The organism is Pseudomonas hormoni (genome assembly GCF_018502625.1).
Classification (GTDB): domain Bacteria; phylum Pseudomonadota; class Gammaproteobacteria; order Pseudomonadales; family Pseudomonadaceae; genus Aquipseudomonas; species Aquipseudomonas hormoni.
Genome location: NZ_CP075566.1, coordinates 3,237,235 through 3,255,009, shown reverse-complemented (window position 1 = coordinate 3,255,009; position 17,775 = coordinate 3,237,235). Strand labels below are relative to the sequence as shown.

At 57.2% G+C, this 17,775-nt stretch carries 21 protein-coding genes and 3 pseudogenes; 13 read left to right on the top strand and 11 right to left on the bottom strand.

Going from position 1 to position 17,775, the window contains the following annotated elements:
* Positions 1-364 precede the first annotated feature (364 nt).
* From KJF94_RS15120 to KJF94_RS15100, 5 genes and pseudogenes are all read left to right on the top strand, one after another.
* Positions 365-817, top strand: a complete 453-nt coding sequence (locus tag KJF94_RS15120) for an Ohr family peroxiredoxin (protein WP_214377146.1) — start codon at positions 365-367, stop codon at positions 815-817.
* Between the two features lie 266 nt (positions 818-1,083).
* Positions 1,084-2,289, top strand: a complete 1,206-nt coding sequence (locus KJF94_RS15115) for an epoxide hydrolase family protein (protein WP_214377145.1) — start codon at positions 1,084-1,086, stop codon at positions 2,287-2,289.
* A 68-nt stretch (positions 2,290-2,357) separates the two neighbouring features.
* Positions 2,358-2,567 (top strand): annotated as a pseudogene (locus KJF94_RS15110) (OsmC family protein); the annotation flags it as partial.
* 73 nt (positions 2,568-2,640) lie between these two features.
* A complete protein-coding gene (locus KJF94_RS15105) occupies positions 2,641-3,093 on the top strand; it encodes an Ohr family peroxiredoxin (protein WP_214377144.1) in 453 nt (150 codons plus the stop codon).
* A 162-nt stretch (positions 3,094-3,255) separates the two neighbouring features.
* Positions 3,256-3,714, top strand: a complete 459-nt coding sequence (locus KJF94_RS15100; RefSeq protein WP_214377143.1) for a MarR family winged helix-turn-helix transcriptional regulator — start codon at positions 3,256-3,258, stop codon at positions 3,712-3,714.
* Between the two features lie 17 nt (positions 3,715-3,731).
* Here KJF94_RS15100 and KJF94_RS30250 read toward each other — a convergent pair.
* Positions 3,732-3,864: pseudogene (locus tag KJF94_RS30250) on the bottom strand (LysE family translocator); the annotation flags it as partial.
* Between the two features lie 109 nt (positions 3,865-3,973).
* Between KJF94_RS30250 and KJF94_RS15095 the strand changes: the two are divergent.
* The 3 genes from KJF94_RS15095 to KJF94_RS15085 are packed head-to-tail and all read left to right on the top strand — an operon-like array spanning position 3,974 to position 6,936.
* A complete protein-coding gene (locus KJF94_RS15095) occupies positions 3,974-4,408 on the top strand; it encodes a hypothetical protein (RefSeq protein ID WP_214377142.1) in 435 nt (144 codons plus the stop codon).
* Complete coding sequence (locus KJF94_RS15090; RefSeq protein ID WP_214377141.1) at positions 4,405-5,865, top strand: ATPase domain-containing protein; 1,461 nt, start codon at positions 4,405-4,407, stop codon at positions 5,863-5,865. The genes KJF94_RS15095 and KJF94_RS15090 overlap by 4 nt, the downstream gene beginning before the upstream one ends.
* A gap of 9 nt (positions 5,866-5,874) precedes the next feature.
* Entirely contained in the window at positions 5,875-6,936 is a 1,062-nt protein-coding gene (locus tag KJF94_RS15085) for a sensor histidine kinase (RefSeq protein WP_214377140.1), read from the top strand.
* Positions 6,937-7,212: 276 nt separating this feature from the next.
* Here KJF94_RS15085 and KJF94_RS15080 read toward each other — a convergent pair whose 3' ends face one another.
* Positions 7,213-7,638 carry a DUF2871 family protein gene (locus KJF94_RS15080; protein WP_214377139.1) on the bottom strand — a complete coding sequence of 142 codons (426 nt, stop codon included), beginning with the start codon at positions 7,636-7,638 and terminating at the stop codon, positions 7,213-7,215.
* Between the two features lie 117 nt (positions 7,639-7,755).
* Here KJF94_RS15080 and KJF94_RS15075 point away from each other — a divergent pair, with 117 nt between their 5' ends.
* The gene (locus KJF94_RS15075; RefSeq protein WP_214384878.1) at positions 7,756-8,406 is read left to right on the top strand and encodes a TetR/AcrR family transcriptional regulator; all 651 of its coding nucleotides are present in this window, start codon (positions 7,756-7,758) and stop codon (positions 8,404-8,406) included.
* A gap of 16 nt (positions 8,407-8,422) precedes the next feature.
* Here KJF94_RS15075 and KJF94_RS15070 read toward each other — a convergent pair whose 3' ends face one another.
* The gene (locus KJF94_RS15070; protein ID WP_214377138.1) at positions 8,423-9,100 is read right to left on the bottom strand and encodes a class I SAM-dependent methyltransferase; all 678 of its coding nucleotides are present in this window, start codon (positions 9,098-9,100) and stop codon (positions 8,423-8,425) included.
* Positions 9,101-9,201: 101 nt separating this feature from the next.
* Positions 9,202-9,843, bottom strand: a complete 642-nt coding sequence (locus KJF94_RS15065) for an FMN-dependent NADH-azoreductase (RefSeq protein WP_214377137.1) — start codon at positions 9,841-9,843, stop codon at positions 9,202-9,204.
* A gap of 97 nt (positions 9,844-9,940) precedes the next feature.
* Here KJF94_RS15065 and KJF94_RS15060 point away from each other — a divergent pair, with 97 nt between their 5' ends.
* Together KJF94_RS15060 and KJF94_RS15055 are read left to right on the top strand one after the other, a co-directional pair.
* A complete protein-coding gene (locus KJF94_RS15060) occupies positions 9,941-10,795 on the top strand; it encodes a LysR substrate-binding domain-containing protein (RefSeq protein WP_214377136.1) in 855 nt (284 codons plus the stop codon).
* Positions 10,796-11,078: 283 nt separating this feature from the next.
* Positions 11,079-11,378 carry a hypothetical protein gene (locus KJF94_RS15055; RefSeq protein ID WP_214377135.1) on the top strand — a complete coding sequence of 100 codons (300 nt, stop codon included), beginning with the start codon at positions 11,079-11,081 and terminating at the stop codon, positions 11,376-11,378.
* 549 nt (positions 11,379-11,927) lie between these two features.
* On the opposite strand, the gene KJF94_RS15050 is transcribed toward KJF94_RS15055, so the two are convergent.
* From KJF94_RS15050 to KJF94_RS15030, 5 genes and pseudogenes are all read right to left on the bottom strand, one after another.
* Positions 11,928-12,482, bottom strand: a complete 555-nt coding sequence (locus tag KJF94_RS15050) for a zinc ribbon domain-containing protein (protein WP_250548166.1) — start codon at positions 12,480-12,482, stop codon at positions 11,928-11,930.
* A 374-nt stretch (positions 12,483-12,856) separates the two neighbouring features.
* Positions 12,857-13,486 (bottom strand): DUF3885 domain-containing protein, encoded by a 630-nt coding sequence (locus tag KJF94_RS15045; RefSeq protein ID WP_214377134.1) that lies wholly within the window; start codon positions 13,484-13,486, stop codon positions 12,857-12,859.
* On the bottom strand, positions 13,483-14,064 hold the full coding sequence (locus tag KJF94_RS15040; protein ID WP_214377133.1) for a P-loop NTPase family protein: 582 nt from the start codon (positions 14,062-14,064) through the stop codon (positions 13,483-13,485). The genes KJF94_RS15045 and KJF94_RS15040 overlap by 4 nt, the downstream gene beginning before the upstream one ends.
* Positions 14,065-14,241: 177 nt before the next feature.
* Entirely contained in the window at positions 14,242-14,460 is a 219-nt protein-coding gene (locus KJF94_RS15035; RefSeq protein ID WP_214384665.1) for a DUF4287 domain-containing protein, read from the bottom strand.
* A 163-nt stretch (positions 14,461-14,623) separates the two neighbouring features.
* Positions 14,624-14,857: pseudogene (locus KJF94_RS15030) on the bottom strand (hypothetical protein); the annotation flags it as partial.
* 201 nt (positions 14,858-15,058) lie between these two features.
* On the opposite strand from KJF94_RS15030, the gene KJF94_RS15025 reads away from it, so the two are divergent.
* Positions 15,059-15,400 carry a YajG family lipoprotein gene (locus KJF94_RS15025; RefSeq protein WP_214384663.1) on the top strand — a complete coding sequence of 114 codons (342 nt, stop codon included), beginning with the start codon at positions 15,059-15,061 and terminating at the stop codon, positions 15,398-15,400.
* A gap of 131 nt (positions 15,401-15,531) precedes the next feature.
* Here KJF94_RS15025 and KJF94_RS15020 read toward each other — a convergent pair whose 3' ends face one another.
* Both KJF94_RS15020 and KJF94_RS15015 read right to left on the bottom strand, forming a co-directional pair.
* On the bottom strand, positions 15,532-16,032 hold the full coding sequence (locus KJF94_RS15020; RefSeq protein ID WP_214384661.1) for a GNAT family N-acetyltransferase: 501 nt from the start codon (positions 16,030-16,032) through the stop codon (positions 15,532-15,534).
* A 99-nt stretch (positions 16,033-16,131) separates the two neighbouring features.
* Positions 16,132-17,403: an epoxide hydrolase family protein gene (locus tag KJF94_RS15015; RefSeq protein ID WP_214384659.1), complete on the bottom strand. Its 1,272-nt coding sequence runs from the start codon at positions 17,401-17,403 to the stop codon at positions 16,132-16,134.
* Between the two features lie 94 nt (positions 17,404-17,497).
* Here KJF94_RS15015 and KJF94_RS15010 point away from each other — a divergent pair, with 94 nt between their 5' ends.
* A complete protein-coding gene (locus tag KJF94_RS15010) occupies positions 17,498-17,725 on the top strand; it encodes a hypothetical protein (RefSeq protein WP_214384657.1) in 228 nt (75 codons plus the stop codon).
* The last annotated feature ends 50 nt before the right edge of the window (positions 17,726-17,775 follow it).

The following is a 17,775-nucleotide window of genomic DNA, read 5'->3' as shown; positions in this document are numbered from 1 at the left end:
ACCCAGTTGTTGCCGTTGTGGCCATGGAAACCGTAATCGGTAGAGGTAGACATTGTGTGGCTGCTTGCGGTGTTCATGGCTGAATCTCCAAACGGCAAGGGCTGTGGCAACTGCTTATCGTGATCGATTAGATCGTATGCGATTTATATTCAACCAAAGACCCAGTGATGTCAAACCCCATGCTGCGTCTTGGCGACAAGCGGTGGTGTGATTCCCGAAGGGCTGCGGGTGAGCGGAAAAGCCGAAGGTGATCGGTTTTTCCGTTCTTCTCGGTGCTAGGTCGCACCTATAAAATCAGTCCTGTCAGATAGTTACGTGTCATTTGTGCTATTTGACTCTAATAAAAACCTCAAGGAATCACCTGATGAGCAAAATCGAAAAAGTACTGGTGACCGGCAAAACTCACACGACTTTGAGCCGCTCCGGCAACACTTCACGCGGGCACAACGGCAGTCTCGACATCGAACTCTCAACACCCGGGAGCGCCAAACCGGCCCACGTATTTGCCGACACCCAACCGCATCCGACGGCCGAGCAGTTGTTTGCCGGCGCATGGTCGGCCTGCTACATCGCAGCGCTTGGCCTTGCGGCCAAAGAGTTGAAGGTGACGATTCCAGCCGACGTGTCCGTCGATATCGAGATCGATCTGGGGCAAACCGGGAACGCTTACTTCCTGCAGGCGGGTCTTAATGTTCACCTGCCAGGCCTGCCTCATGAAGTCGCTACCGCTATCGCGCATGCTGCGGATCAAATTTGCCCCTACTCGAAGGCAACACGCGGCAACATTGACGTTTATTTGAATGTCCAGACAGCGTGATTGAACGGGCTGCTTTGTCACTCGGCAGACTATAAAAACCTGGTGATCAAAGTGTGTTGCAACACCCTCTATAAATAACAATTTATCGTTACTTCTCCCTGCTCAATCAAACAGGCGCTCTCGTGAGACTTCGTGCCTTAGGAGCCTGTATGCCAAAAAACATCAAACTGCCTTCTCTAACCAGACGGAAATTTTGCGGCGCAGCAGCAGTGACATGTGCTGTCGCACCGCTGGGATTACTCGGTTTCTCAATCAGGACTGACGCGATGACTAATACTTCATCAAAAACAAATAATGCTTCCACTGAAATACGCCCCTTTCACTTCATCGCCCGGGATACTGAACTTACAGAGTTGCGTAGACGTATAGAAGCAACGAGATGGCCGGACAAGGAAACAGTCAATGACTCCTCTCAAGGTGTACAGCTGGCGACGATTCAGAAACTGGCCAGACACTGGGCGACCGAGTATGACTGGCGAGTCATTGAATCGAAGATAAATGCAGTTCCAAACTTCATCACAACTATCGATGGACTGGATATCCATTTCATTCATATCCGCTCAAAACACGAAAATGCATTACCGCTCCTTATGGCCCACGGATGGCCAGGTTCGGTGATCGAGTTGATGAAAGTCATCGGGCCACTCACCGATCCGACGGCTCACGGTGGCAGCGCCTCCGACGCGTTCAGCCTGGTGATTCCATCGATGCCGGGTTACGGCTTCTCGGAGAAACCGAAAGTAGCCGGTTGGAATCCCGAGCGTATCGCCGATGCCTACGTCGAGCTGATGAAACGCCTCGGATACACCCGGTACGGTGCGCAAGGGGGTGATTGGGGGTCTATCGTCGTCGACTTGATGGCTGTAAAGGCGCCACCTGGCTTGATCGGCATTCATTCGAACATGCCTGGCGTTATCCCGCCTGAAATCGACGCGGCATTGTTTCGTGGCGACCCGGTACCAAGCGGTCTTTCCGAGGAAGAGCAGCGAGCGGCTGATCAACTCGCCAATACCTACAAGCACATTGGCTACGCCATCATGATGGGTGACAGGCCTCAGTCGCTGACAGGCCTCACTGATTCACCCGTGGGTCTGGCGGCTTTCATGCTGGATCACGATCCCAAAAGCTACGAGATGATTGCGCGTTCCATTGACGGGCAACCGGAAGGCCTCACGCCCGATGATGTCCTCGACAACATCACGTTGTTCTGGCTGACCAACACGGCCGTTTCCTCGGGGCGGCTCTATTACGAGAACAAGTCGACATTCTTCGCCGTCAAGGGCGTCAACATCCCGGTGGCGGTCAGCGTGTTTCCTGATGAACTGTATGAGGCGCCGAAAAGCTGGTCGCAGAAGGCCTATCCCAAGCTTGTGCATTACAACAAGCTTCCCAAAGGTGGCCACTTTGCTGCGTGGGAGCAGCCGGAGCTTTTCTCACAGGAAGTCCGGGCCGGGTTCAAGTCGCTGCGATAAGTGACAAGCCCACAGGCAGTGAACACCTGACTCTTACTGTGTAAATGGTCAGGCTGGTCCGGGTCGTTATCGTGTTACCGGCAGATCTGGCCGTCGACATCGAGATCGACCTGGGCCAGACTGATCCAGCCTACTTCCTTCAGGCCCGACTGACCCTGCGCGTGCCGGGGCTGGCACACGGTGTCGCGACCGATCTGGCGCACATCGCCGAGTCCATCTGCCCATATTCCAAAGCTACACGCGGCAATATCGACGTTGTCCTGAGCGTTACGGCGTGATGTCTGGATGTGTCACTGACGTCGCATGCGATACAAGCGCGTGCGCATAACTTGCAAACTTGAGGGAATGATCATGAGCAAGATCGAAAAAGTACTGGTCACCGGCAAAACCCACACCACCCACAGCAGTGCCGGCACCACGTCGCGCGGCCATAACGGCAGCCTCGACATAACGCTATCGTCACCCGGCAGCGCCAAACCGGAACACGAGCTCACCGCCGTCCAGCCGCACCCGAAAGCCGAGCAATTGTTCGCCGGGGCATGGTCGGCCTGCTACATCGCGGCGGTGGGTCTGGCCGCCCAGCAGATGAAAGTGACATTGCCGGCCGATACGGCCGTCGACATCGAAGTTGATCTGGGTCAGACCGGTCCGGCCTACTTCCTCCAGGCCCGACTGACCCTGAGCGTGCCGGGTCTGGATCACGATGTCGCGACTGAACTGGCTCATAACGCTGATCAAATCTGCCCCTACTCCAAGGCAACACGCGGCAACATTGACGTCGCCCTGAACGTCCGCACCGAGTAACGCACGACATGGCCGGTTCACCAGGTTCATCCTGGTCAACCGGCCGTCGGCTGCTACAGGTCTGAAACGCCTGCGTCGCACTGTTGATGGGTTGAGCTCTTCCGATACCATCGCATACGACGTATAGTTTCAGTCTTGCAAGACTGGCCAAAGAGAATGCCCATGAAAACCACCGACAAGACAGCCGCCCTCGACCTGAAGCTTTCCGAATTCCTGTGTTTTGCGGTCTATTCCTCCAACCTCGCCTTCGGCAAGGCATACAAGCCAATGCTCGAACGGCTCGGACTGACCTATACGCAATACATCACGCTCGTCGCGTTGTGGGAGGAAGACAACCAGACCGTTGGCAGCCTCGGCGAAAAGCTGTTCCTCGAATCCAACACCCTGACGCCGATCCTGAAGAAGCTGGAAGCGATGGGTTATGTGCTGCGCCAGCGCGACCCGGAAGATGAACGCCAGGTGCGGATCAGCCTCACGAAAGAGGGGCGAAAACTGCGTGAAGGTCTCTCGGAAGAAGGTTTCCCGCAAACAGGTCTTGACCCCGACGACTTCGTGCAAATGCAGAAGGCGATTGTGAAATTACGGGGCAATCTCATCCGTTCGACGAAAGACCGGGGGTAAGAGGGCGCAGGTTAGGTTAGAGAGTGGTTAACCCCGCATCTGCTCGATGAACAGACTGTGTGGATGAGCCTCCAGCGCAACCCTCTGCGCCGGCACCGGCCAGGCCGCCGCAGCGTCGGTGAACTGAGGCAACAGCGCCAGGAACAGCACTCATTTGTCACCCTTCATGACAGTAGTTTTCAGGGCTGCGCCCAATTAAGTCTCGGCGACTCGCCAGAGGGTGTAGTATCAATATCAATCCATCAGATATCAGTTTGCCATGTCCGCGCTAAGCGAAGAGAGCCGCCAGATCGTAGCTTCTCTGGCGCACCGTGTTGGCCCCGACGCTGACACTGCAAGGATCGCCCAGGCGATTGTTTCAACCTTGCAGGATATGGACGCCGCCCTCACACCCATCATTGGCCAGCAAGGGGCTGCCGCGCTTTATCGCCGCAGCCTTCATCTGTGCGCCTCCCAACATCCGCGTCTGGCCGGTATCTGCGACAGTGTGCAGGCCTCCCCTGATCCGACTGCCCTCAACTCCGCGCTCATTGCGCAAAGCGAAGCCGATGCGTGGTTTTTCGGTGAGGCATTGCTGATGACCTATTACGAGCTGCTGACCACGCTGATCGGGCCCTCGCTCACCGCACGTTTGCTTCGTGGCGTGTGGGAACCTTCTTTGAGCGACACCCTTTCGCAGGAAAATTCGCCATGAGCACCAAAGTGACTATCAACCGCCTGGCCACCGGCGTGCCAGGACTGGACGAGGTGCTGGGCGGAGGTTTGCCGGAGTTTTCGTTCAACCTGATCGCTGGCCCTCCAGGCTGCGGCAAGACCACTCTGGCACACCAGATGATGTTCGCCCTCGCGACGCCCGAGCGTCCGGCCCTGTTCTTTACCGTGCTCGGCGAGCCGCCGCTGAAGATGCTGCGTTACCAGCAGCAATTCGACTTTTTCGACAGCGAAGCGATCAACCACTCGATCCACTACGTCAACCTGGCCGCCGACACCCTGGCCGGGAATCTGGACGAGGTGCTGCGGCGCATCGTCAGCGAGGTCGAGGCGCATTCCCCGTCGCTGGTGTTCGTCGACTCGTTCCGTTCCGTGGTGCTGGCCAGCCAGACCCAGGACAACCCCAACAACAACCTGCCGCAGTTCGTACAGCAACTGGGCATGTTGATGACCACCTGGCAGGCGACGACCTTCCTGATTGGCGAATACTTCACCGAAACCGACACCAACCCGATTTTCACCGTGGCCGATGGCCTGATTTGGCTGCGCCAGAGCGTCCAGCGCAACTCTATGGTGCGCAAGATGGAAATCATGAAGATGCGCGGCCAACCGACACTGCCGGGGCTGCACACTTTCCGTATTGCCACCTCTGGCATCAAGGTGTTTGCGCCGGCCGCTTTCAAACCGGATGAAGCGCCGCTGGAGTTCCCGATCAAACGCCTGAAAATGGGCGTACCAGAGCTCGACGAGATGCTGGGTGGCGGCCTGCCTCGGGGTTATTCCTTGCTGGTGGCCGGGCCGTCGGGCTCGGGCAAAAGCATTCTGGCCTCGACCTTCCTCGCCGAAGGTGCGCGCAACGGTGAAACCGGCGTGATCGCGGTGTTCGAGCAACGCCCCAATCATTCCCAGAACGCCACCCTCGCCAACCTGATCCAGAGCGGGCAGGTCGCCCTGGTGGATAGCCGCGCCCCGGACCTGTCCATCGACGAGATCGTGCATCTGCTGTTGAGCGAGATCAGCCGACTGAAAGCTACCCGCGTGGTGATCGACTCTCTGTCGGGCTTCGAACTGGCGCTGGCGCCAACCTTCCGCGAAGACTTTCGCGAGTCGCTGTCGCGCATGGTCACCGCCCTCACCAGCGTCGGCGTCAGTGTATTGATGACTTCGGAGCTGGAGGACCGCTACACCGACCTACGCTTCAGCCCTTACGGCACGGCATTTCTCACCGACGCAATCATTGTCCAGCGCTATATTGAAGTGCAGAGTCGCTTGCTGCGCATCATGGCCGTGGTCAAGATACGGGCCAGCGCACATTCAGATGAGTTACGTCAGTACCACATCGACGATAACGGCATGCACATCGGTGAAACGCTGCCTGATCAGGAGGGGCTGCTCGGGGGCCGTCCTACGCGTCACCGGCTGATCAAAGACGACGGATGAGCAACCAACATGGATGAGGCCAACGGCAAGAACGAACCAGCGGTAGCTTCCGCTGCTCGTGAACTGTTCCTGCTTGGCCAGAAAACGGTCGAGGCGCGCGCGGTACTGGCGGCGTTGAACAAGCAACTGAACGAGGCCAATGCGCAGCTCGTCGACAGTGCACAAGTCGAGCAACTGATCGAGGCCAATCAGCAATTGGTCCTGGCGATTCTATCGGCGCAGTCGGAAGCGGAACTGCCCCGGCGTTCAGCCGAGGAGCACCAGCGTTATCTGGAGATGCGCGAGGCCAACGAACAATTGGTGCTGGCCGTCCTCAGTGCGCAACACTTGCAGGCCTCGGCCGAAAAGAGCCTGCTACAACAACGAAATATTTTGAGCCAGGTGGCCCACGAATTGCGCAACCCGTTGGCGCCGATCAGCATGATTGCGGGCCGGCTGGTGCGTGTGCCGAGTGAAGAGTTGCCGCGCATGCAGGCGCTGATCGAAGGGCAGGTAAAACACATCTCGCGGCTGGTGGATGACCTGCTCGACGTCTCCCGCGTCAGCACCGGCAAGCTGCGTCTCGACCGCAGCATCGTCGACATGGCGCAGATCATCCAGGAGGCCATCAGTGTGTGCAGCCCGGTGATGATCGCTCAGCACCTGAACTTCATGTCTGAATTGACCGAAGGTGAGCTGGCGGTCAACGGAGACCCCATACGACTCGCGCAGATTCTTGGCAACCTGCTGGGCAATGCGAGCAAATACACGCCGGCGGGCGGTACGGTCCGACTTTCGGTCACCGCCGACGACAACTTTCTACAAATGAGCATCAGTGATAACGGCATCGGTATCTCCGCCAACGCGCTGCCGTTTATCTTCGAACCTTTTGTGCAGGATAACCATGCCGTCGGTTTTAACGGCGCAGGCCTTGGCATTGGTCTGACGGTGGTGCGCGAGTTGGTTGAAGCCCACGGCGGCACCGTGACAGGCATGAGCGAGGGTTACGGCAAAGGCAGCGAGTTTGTGGTGACGCTACCGTTGGTGGGCTATCCGGAAAAGACCAGGGGCAACACGTATCGTGCAGATTGAGCCCCGGTTACCCCAGCCTCAGGATCTGCGCTCATCGAGCGTTCACTCAAGCCTTGCGATCTGGCCATGTCTGTAAACCCGTTTTTCGTCATGTACCTATGCCTGTGTTTTATATGGGTCGCGGTCGTCCTTGGCGTGATGTATGGGTTCAGTTTTGCGGCACTTTGACAGGGCTGGTTTTGGCCAATAGCTGTGAGGTGAGAAGGGCAGGAACCGATTCGAGGCAAATCTCCCCGCACCGATACGCTGCCCGAAAACGGCTACTCGTTATCCGCGTTATGACAGGCGCGATTCACCTGTCGCGCTGCTCAAGCGCTCAGCCGTGACACCGATGCGCGAGAACACCAGCCACGCAAACAGCAGCACACTGCAGCCTATCAGGACGGACGCGACGGCAATCAACGGTTCGACTGACGCGAAGCCCTTGAGGCGCAGCGTCAGTGCGCCGAGCATCACCGGGACGCCAACGTTGTACGTCCAGAACTGGGCTGCCGCAACGCGCCCTTCGGTGATTGACGGGTGCGCGGTGCCGATGATTCCGAACAGGGCCATCGACACCCATCCCAACAGATTGACATGGGCATGTACCGCGAACAGCGAGTGGTCGCCGGAAGCGCCCATCGCCACGCCCAGCACCACGCCAATGGCAAAGTAGAGGGCCGCGAGCCGAAACCAGGTCCGCGAACGGGGGTTGTGATTCATGGCATTCACCTCATGCGCCCTGAGGCGCGCTCAGTTGCAGAAACAGACTTGTAGGTGGGTGGTTGCATGTCTATTATGAGACTAGGTCTCATGACAAGACAGAGTCTCAATTACTCCATGCCGATCCCGAAGTCAAGCCCGTCACACCCAGACGGCGATCCGCCAGGCCGCGCCAACCAGAAGCTGCGAACGCGCCAGGCGCTGATCGATGCCGCCATCGCCTTGCGCGACGAGGGTCATCACCCGACGGTTGCGCAAGTGGCCGAACGCGCGCTGGTCTCGCGCGCCACGGCGTATCGCTACTTTCCCTCGACCGAGGCGTTGATCAGCGAGATGGCCGCCGATCGCGAAATGAAGCCGTTGGAAAGTTTCTGGCGGCCGGGAGACGATCCGGTAAAGGGCATTGGCCTGGCCGCGAACGCGTTGAACAAACTCTTGATCGACGACGAGATCGGCCTGCACGTGATGGAACGTTCGTTCATGTCGGTGTGGCTGGAAAGTGAGACCCACGAGCCCCTGCGGCCGGGCCGGCGCATGAGTTACATCGAGCCGATCGTCGACTCGCTGAAGGACGTGCTCACTCCCCGGGCGCGCAAACGCCTGAAGCAGGCGCTGTCGATCGTCATCGGCACCGAGGCGTTGATCGCCGTGCGCGATATCAGTGGCGCGAGCATTGAAGAATCACTCGACACCGCCGCCTGGGCGGCGAGGGTGCTGGTTCGTCAGGCGTTGGCGGAGGAGGAACAGGCTCGGCAGAAGCGAAGGTGAGTCCGGGCGCCATCGCTTACCCTCGGCGTACAGGCTCGGCTATCAATAGCAACGACTGCGGCACGGGACTTTGTGGGTGCTGCGGTTCTTGCAGGCCGGTCAGCCGAAAACCGGCCATGTCCAAAGCATTGAGCCAGCTGGACAAGGTGCGGAAGTACCACGGCATGGGTTGCCACTGTCCCTTGAACCCGGCAAAGGTCTCTGTGCGCCAGCCATCCTGATAATCACCCGCCGCTGCGGTCCACGGATGCAGTGTCTGGATCGCCAGCGCACCGTCAGGGGCGAGCAGGGTGTTCATGGCGGCGAGCAGAGGGATGATGTCCTGGTGCAGCAAGGCGAAGTTGGCGCAGATCAGGTTGTAGTCACGACCGATAGCGACTTTCGCCTCCACCAACGCTTTGTAACTCGCCAAATGCACCACAGAAGTTCCCGTCGCCCGAGCCGCTTCGACCAGCGTCGCATCGCCATCCACGCCGATCGCCTCGATGGACCGTTCAGTCAGCGCACGCAACAGCCAGCCCTCGCCGCAGCCCAGGTCGAGCACGCGTTCGGGCTGACGACCCAGCACCGCCAGCAGGATCGCCTGGTCAGTGACCATGTGGCGGCTTTCTATGGTGCCGGCGCGGATGGCTTCGATCCAGGATCGGGCGTTATGGTGCCAGCTTTGGAGGAGGGTGGATTCGGGGGCGGGCATAGCGGCGACCGGCGTTGTGGGTTGGATGAAGGATAGGACAAATGTTGAAAGGCAAATGGGGTTAGGCAGGCAGTAGCGGTTGGGGGCCTGATGCTGAAGCGTCAGCGACAAATATCATCCGCCAATCTCCTGGCCTGCTGAGTCGCAGCCTTGCGCGCGCCACGATCAACGTCTTCGCCCAGGATGGTTTTCTCCACAATCACCGAATGCACATCGCTCACGCCGATGAATTGCAGCCAGGCTTCCAAATAGGGCTTCTGGAAGTCGAAGCGCTCCGCCGGCGTGCTCGACTGCGCCGAAAAGTCCAGGCCGCGGGCGTACGTCACGATGGCGATTTTGTTGTGCAGCATGCCTTCCAGACCGCGTTCCGGGTCAACGCTGAACAGGATGTCTTTCTGCGATACCAGGTCGATGAAGTGCTTGAGTTTGTACGGGATGCTGAAATTCCAAAGCGGTACGGACATCACTAGTACATCCGCGCGGTGCAGGTGCGCAGCCAAATCTTTCAATGTGTTCCAGGCGTCCTGTTGCGCCGGGGTCAGGGCGGTGCCATTGAGTCCTGCGTATTTGGCCTCCATGGCCTGATCATCGAATTCCGGCAACGCCATGCTCCAGAGGTCGAGCGTGATGATTTCGGTGTCGGGGGTGTGTTCTTGATAACGCGCAATGAAGTTGCGGGCGACTTCAAGGGAAGCCGAACGCTGCTTGCGTGGAGAGCATTCAATATGGAGAAGAGTAGTCATGGCGCGCCTCGAGTGCCGGGGTAGGGGAGGCATTGCAACATAGTTATATTTGAAATATAAATCGTAAATTAACACTCGATTGATCACGAATAAAACTATGTTCGATGCGCTGCTACTCAAAACATTTGTCACTGTCGTCGATGAAGAAGGCTTCAGCCGTGCAGCCCAGAAGCTGCACCTGACTCAGTCTGCGGTCAGCGGCCATGTGCGGCGACTGGAAGAACAGATTGGTAAACCGCTGTTGACGCGTACCACCCGCTCCCAGCAACTGACGCCCGATGGCGAGCGCTTGCTCTCTTATGCGCGCACGATCCTTGTGCTGAACCGTGATGCCTGGGCAGAGCTGACGCGTACGCCGTTTCACGGGCGGCTGCGGATCGGGGTGTCCGAGGACTTTGTCGAGTCTCGACTACTGCGCGCTTTTCAGGATTTCGCGGCGCAGTACCCCGGGATGGAGATCGACGTGCAAGTGAGCATTCCTGGAACGTTATTGGCGCTGATGAAGCAAGGGCATCTGGAGTTAGTCATCGGTTCGCTGTGCGAAACCAGCGAAGCGGGGCTATTGCTTTGGCAAGAACCGCTGGTGTGGGCCTGGTCGGCACAACCCGTCACCCCATTACCGACGCCGTTGCCGCTGGCTCTCTTCCCCGAGCCGTGCCCCTATCGCGAAGTAGCGCTGAAGAGACTGGCTGAGGCGGGCATCGCCCAACGCACGGCAATGTTATGCAGCAGCACGGCCGGGTTGCGGTCGGCTGCGCTTGCAGGCTTCGCGGTAGCGCCCATGCCACTCAGTCAGTTGAGGCAAGGGCTGGCGGTGCTTGGGGTGGAACAAGGGTTACCGGAGTTGCCCGATGCGCAATGTCGGTTGTTTACCTCACCCGAAGCGGATCAGGCGATTGTGGCAGCGGTCACTCAGTTCATTGTGGAGTATTGCTCCACGCGCAGGGTTTAACAGTCATTTCAAAGGCCAGGTGTTGAATGCTCTTGGTCGATAGCCCTCATTGGTTACCGGGATTTAATTGCCGAGGACTGCTGGAATGAATGGCAACTTTACGGCTTTCAATAAAGGGTAATTCCCCTCGCCGGTTCCGATACTTGTTTTCAGTCGCTGTAATGAACTGCTGTAACTGGCCGATTGCTGCCCTCATGAAGGGCTGCTATCGACCCCATAGCTGTCGTTCATTTGTGTCTATAAAATCCAGGGACCATTCGGTAAATAGTAGCGGGAGTAAAAGGTGCTTTCAGACAGCTTGCGGAATGTGAACAAGCAAATCGAAAAAACCATCGCTGCAATTCGAGACAAATGCATCGCGTCTGATGAAGTCGTCGTAGCTGATTACTTAAAGCGGTACGAGGCAAGCTTGGCGCTAATCGGTACTGGCTCAAAACAAAAACTGGAGGTGAGCTTGAGGGGGCTCTTGAACTGCACGCGAGGCTACCTGGAAACCACCAGTCATTATGATCAGGAATTTCTCGGTGAAATGTGTGAGACGGAACGACTGATCAAGCAGCTGCTGAAGGACAAACTGCTGTGAGTTGGTGAAAAAGCCTGACATCTACCAGAAAAATATCTTCCAAAGTACGGGCTTACTAGCGGGGACGTCCGTCCGCTCTTGGCCGATTGCTGCCAGTCGCGAGGGACTGCAATCGACCCGGAGCGGACGGTTCGCCGAAAGTGTAAGGCGAATGGTTGCGCGCTTTTTACTGGGACTCCAGCTCCGACCACAAAGGACTGCGCCCGATTCCCATCATTAGCGTTCCGTAGTCTTCAAACTTGCTGACGTTGACTTCTTCTTGGCTTTTCCATGTCGCTTCACACTCCTCGCAGACCCACAGCAATATGTGCGTAGAACGGATGCGCATCGCTCGGACGGAACCTTGACTGCACCTTTGGCACTCAATCGGCATACTAAAAATCTCTTATTGTTCTTCGACGCAACCGACGGATGTGTCCGCTTCTGGACGATTATTGCCTGTCGTCACAGTTAGACCCAAGTCTGCTTTTCCTGCTTAGCTATGCGTATTGCGGTTTCCATGTAAGCAGAGTATGCAGGCAGGTCAGGCGTGATGATGGGAGTGTCTTGTTACCTCGTCACTGACCGCCACGTCACCAGTCCATCCAGGTCATGGTTGGACTTCAGGTATTTGAGTACGTTTTGCGCCTCGGCCTTTTCTTCAAACGGGCCTGCGAAAACGTGGGGCGCTTCATCGAGAATTGTTGGTATGTCGATCAGCGTCATCTGTGCAGCCATCCGTTCAAATTCGTCATCGGTATGGGCAGTAATGCGTGCTACCCAGCCGCTGCGATTTCTCAGGGCGATAGGCTCCACTTCGGCTCCGCAGCGCTTACATCGTGAGGCCGCAGCTTTGATGGCTTGGGTGCAGGCAGGGCAGGGGCGCAGATCTTCGTGCACTAGAGCGTCAACACCGGTCTTTGCCAACCGTGGCATTAACAACACGGCGATCAGGGCGACGCCGGGAAGGAAAAGAGCGATTGCAAACCATCTTGGCCCTGATCGTCCGCGTGTACTCGCAACGTAAGCGGTCATGCCCGTGAGAATAAGCCAGAGGGGGAGTGGGACGCCCATTGCACTTCCTTGTTTTGAAATTTGAGTGAGAACCCCGCTGACCGGGTTCATCAAAGTATTTACTCTTTGTCATCAACGCCACAAATAGAGAACAAAGGCTGCAACCGACCCAAAGCAGCCGTCATATTCATAGGCGAATGAAGAGTGATGCTTGTTACCTGATCTGAAAGATTCCAGCAATTGCACTCAGGGCTTTCTTGTCGTGAGATTCATAAAGACCCTGTAGCAACCTCTGGTCGCTCAGACGATGCAGACGGAAATGGTTGTAGAAAGCCTGACCCAACCGCTGGTTCTCGAATGCGCCTGTGCCCCAAAGTTCCAGGAACTCTTCATAGGCCGCTCTCTCAATTTCCGGTCTTATTCGACTTTCCAATGCAGACCTCAATTGATGGTGAGTGCTGGCAGAATCCTACAAAGCCAAAACCCTAACGTGCAGGCCCAGCGAACGTGGTGTCCATCGCGCAGCGGTCGTAGTCCAGCAGGTAGGTATTGTGTTGGTGATACAGCTGTGAAAGCAGGTCTTTATTGGGGCCAGCCACATCCATGCCTCGGTCATCATAGGGGAAAACCATGACGTGCCTCTGCAGATTGAAGAGATATACAGTGCATTTGGGATTGGGCTGAATTTCGCCAAAATCTTTAGCCAATGCACACCAAAGAAACGCTTGAAGCAGGGTGACAGGCGCTTCGAATGCGATGTTGATCCAGCACTCCGGCTCACTCTCACAACACCACTCTTCGGGATCTATCTCCTCGCTCCAGACTGACCGCTCAGCAGGTATGACAATGCCAGCAGATCGAAGAGCCTGAATCGCGGCCCGATGGGCAAATCGATTGCTGCCAGAGTGAATGCGCAGACAGGCCACAAGCGCCGTCTCATCAAGGAAGACATCGCCGCAGATCTTTGTGGATTTTCGTAGTGCTGTCAGGAATTGCTCAATAACCCCACCCGATTCGGAGAGTTCAAAGCGGAGTGCTCCTGGACAGGAATGGAAAAGGGGTCTGGCAAATGCTTTGCCCCCAAAAATGCTCTCGATTTCAATCTGTAGATTCACTTTATCCCTTCGTGACTAGTAGCCCGACGCCTTGGCCTGGACGGTGCAGCCAGATTTTCAGGCGTTGCGGGCAAGCTATCGATAAACGCGTCAATCTGCCCGGCACCGCGCAAGTGCACCACAGGAATTTGCGGGCCGATGGCCAGGCGCACCGCGTCGATTCCCGGGCGGTAGCCACGATCGAAATTCCACACGAAGTCCAGAAACGTCAGGAACGCCCGGTCGAGTTTCTCTGTACAGCCAGCGGCAAGGTCCGGGCGAGGGCGGTTCATAACGCTGCGCATGATCACCCGCGTGAAGCAGGTGAGCCGCGAGGTATCGAGCCAGATGATCAGGTCGGTACGGGGCAGGCGAAGGTCGAAGGTTCGCCGTGCATAGTTGCCTTCACAAATCCAGGCATCCGCTGCGATCGCTTCGCGGACCCGCGCGCGGAACTGATCAGCGTCGGGTTCGACCCAGCCAGGCTCCCAGAACAGCGTGTCCAGGTGAACCACGGGCAGGCTCAGGCGCTTGCCGAGCGCGCGGGCGAGGGTAGATTTGCCGCTACCGGCATTGCCCAGAATGACAATCCGTTGCATGGGGACTTCCTGTCGCGAAAAAAGCCGGCAATTGTGCAGGTTTTGAAGGGCCAGTGAAAGGCGGCCTCCACAAGCGACGGGTATCGCAACAGTCAGGTGTGTGGCGCCCGGTTGTCTTGAGCCGCAAGCGGCCTCGACAAGCGGGCGCGTCGAGCGCGCTGTGCTACATCAGTCTCGTCAGTCGGTTTTAGCACTCGCTAAAAAGTACGCAACCAAAGCGTTGGCATGGCCATGGCCCATGCCGTGTTCAGTTTTGAGCAAGGCAACCATTTCCATATGCTTCTTGCCGCTGACTGTTTTGAGCAGGTTTAGCCAGTGGGTAATTGGGTGCCGATACTTTTTTTCAATAGAGGGGAAGTACGACGCTGGCCCTTTTGCTTTTGGTTCGTCGGTCATGACGCAAACCCCTTTTTTGCTTGAGAACTATCGGGAGACATTACCCAGAGAGAACCACGACAACGATGACGGCAAACCCTGCGTCTTTCCGGATTCGAAAGCAGTATAGAAAATCATTCGATGGAGGTTGATCAGCCGGGCAGCCGGTCGAGGTGCGCGGCTGAAGCCACGTATTCACCACCCGCCGATCCAGTTCCTCCCAATCCGCCATGCCCAACACCCGGGTGGTGTTCAACCCGCGCAAGTAACCGCGCAACTGATTGGCGGTGGCCTGCGCAAGCTGCGGGTCGGGCGGGTTTTCGCCCAGCAATACGGTTTCGTACTGGACCAGGTACTCGGCCACCCGGTCTCGGAAATCGGGCAGAACAGCGTCGCGGATCAAGTCAAAAGTTCTCAAGGAGAGATCCTCATCCATCTTTTCCAGTGGTAATTGAGTGTGTATCCGTCTGCGCGGCGCGCAACTATTGCTAGAGGTAATAGTGACCATCAAGAAACGCAAGTTCTACTTTGATGGCAATACCCGGAAAATCACCTCCAACGACACACCACTCACGAAAATTTGCGTGATTTGATGAACGAACCTTTCAGGATGAGACCGATGCGTCTTTTACATGTGCCTGCCATGGCGATTGGCGCTTTGTTGCTCGCCGGTTGCGCCTCCGCGCCGAACGACCCGACCCTGACCTTGCAGACCAGCAAGACCCCGGCCCAATACGCTGAATGCGTCGTACCGAAATTGCAGGGCAATGCGTTGACCCCGACCGTCTCGCAGACCCAGCGCAGCTACCGGATCGTGGTGCCGAGCAAAGTCTCGGCGGACAACGTGCTGGAAGCCTACAAGGCCGGCAATGGCGGCAAGGTGTTCATCTACGAGCGGCACTTGCTGGCGTCGAACTTGTTGCCTTCGAGTTTTGAACGCGCCGCACAGGATTGCATCTGACCCCGGCCCGTAAGCGTTTTCTACAGAGCTCCTTTGGTTGGCCGCAACCAACCAATTTTCTGCCTCGCACCCCATTTGGTTGCGGGGCTTTTTTTTGTCTACGAATGAACAACAGCTGCCTTTCCACTCGTCTAAATCGACAGGCCAAACCGATATTCCTGGTCTGTCTTTCCTTGCCGAGATGTATGTTCGATCAAGAAGCCACAGCGCTTGAGTACCTTGGCCGAGCCGATGTTTGCAGCGTATACGTTGGCAACCAGTTGTTTAAGGTTCCAACGCAACTGCGCCTCCCGGACCAGATGCCTCACCGCCTGTGTGGCCAGTCCTTGTCCGCAAGCACTTTGAGCAATCCGATAGCCGACTTCTGCCGACCGCCCGGACGTGTCGATGTCTTTCAGGTTCGCTCGACCCACTATTTTTCCGCCAGAGTCTTCGATGACAAAGGGGTGCCAGGTTCCGGCGGCATAATCAGACAAGTAAGCCGTGATGTGCTCGGTGACACCCTGCACCGAGTAAAAAGCCGCATCACGCGGGTCAATGTGGCGCTCGAACCACTCGCGATTGTCCAATTCAAATGTCAGCAACGCCGCAGCATCATTGCTTTCCAGGGTTCGAATCCTGACGGGTTTCATAAGTACGCTCCCTCCTTGGTAAAACAACCTGGATCATTGTGCAGAGGGACACCTGTCCGCTCCTGGCCGCCAGCATCCTCTCACAAATAACAGACACCGCTAACGCAAAGACTTGAACGCTGTGCGGAGTTCTTCAGTAAAGAGTTGCGGCTGTTCCCAGGCTGCAAAGTGACCGCCTTTATCGGCTTGATGGAAGTAGATCAGATGGCTGTAGGCGCGTCGGGCCCAGGATTGCGGAGGGCAATAAACGTCATCTGGAAACACCGTGACCGCCACGGGCAGGGAAATTTCGGTGGTCTTCTGTGCGGCTGAGGAAAGAGGGCTGCGTCCCATGTTTTCCCAATACAGCCGTCCTGCCGAAGCGGCGCTGTTCGTCAGCCAGTACAACGTGAAGTTATCCAGCACCTGATCCTTTGTCGGCAGTTGTTGAGCGTCGGCGCCGTACATCCATTTTGCAAATCCCGGGTGAACGAGCAGGAGCGCAGCGAGAAAGGTCGGTGAATCCGCCACGCCATAGCCCATCATCTGCGGTCTTGCGGCCATCATTGCGCTGTACGCCAGATTCCCCTGTTTGATCAGTGTGGCAACGGCGTCGAAGGTTGCGCGTTCCTGCTCGGAGAAGTTCTCCGGTGCCGGCCCACCGGCCGCGAGTGCCGCAGTCGCTTCCGGCGGTATCGTGGCCGGCAGGTTGAGATGAATGCCGAGCAATCCGGCCGGTGCCTGGCGCGCCATCGCGCTGGTGATAGGGCCACCCCAGTCGCCACCCTGGGCCACGTACCGCGTGTACTCGAGGCGTTTCATCAACTGCGCCCAGGCCCGTGCAATATGATCCGGGTCCCAACCAATCCCCGTCGGTTTACCGGAGAAGCCATAACCAGGGATCGACGGAATCACCACATCAAATGCATCCGCCACGTTGCCCCCGTGAGCGGTGGGGTCGGAGAGCGGGCCGATGACATTGATAAACTCGAGAATGGAGCCTGGCCAACCGTGGGTCATGATCATCGGCAAGGCGTTCGGACGGGGAGAGCGCACCCAGATGAAATGGATGTCGACCCCATCGATCGTCGTTACGTACTGCGGCAAGGCGTTGAGCCGGGCTTCCACTTTGCGCCAGTCGTAACCCGTGCCCCAGTAGTGAGCCAGCGCCTTCAATTGTTCCAGTTGAGCGCCCTGGGACCGATCGGAAACCGTCTCTTTATCCGGCCAGCGGGTCGCCGCAAGTCGGTCACGCAGATCCGCAAGTTCGCGGTCAGGAACATGGATTTCGAAGGGGCGGATGGCTTCACTATCTTCGGTGGAAACCGCATGGGCGGGAAGCGATGAGGTGAGCATGACGGCGACTGCGGCAGCGACGAATGCGAGTTTCATTTTCACTTCCCCGGATAAGAGCATGCTGGGCATCATTGCAATTGAAGGTTAGCAGTTCAGCCGCGTGCACTACGCTCACCCTGAGGATCCCGCCATGCGCCAGTACACTGTGGAATACCTGTTCAACGGTGAGCCCCGCACTTACATGTTCGAGTTCAAGCCACCTCGGCTACCCGTACACGAGGCGGCCATGCACCTGCTGCAACTGCATTTTGGGGATGGCGAGAACAGCCTGATCATGCCCAATGCGGATGCCACGCCAGCGGAGATTTTAGAGCAGGCTGAGCGGGTAGGGCTGACGCAGATACAGGTCGTCGATTAGTGTGTACCAAAGCAAAAAAACCTATTGAATAAAAACTCTATAAACGGGAA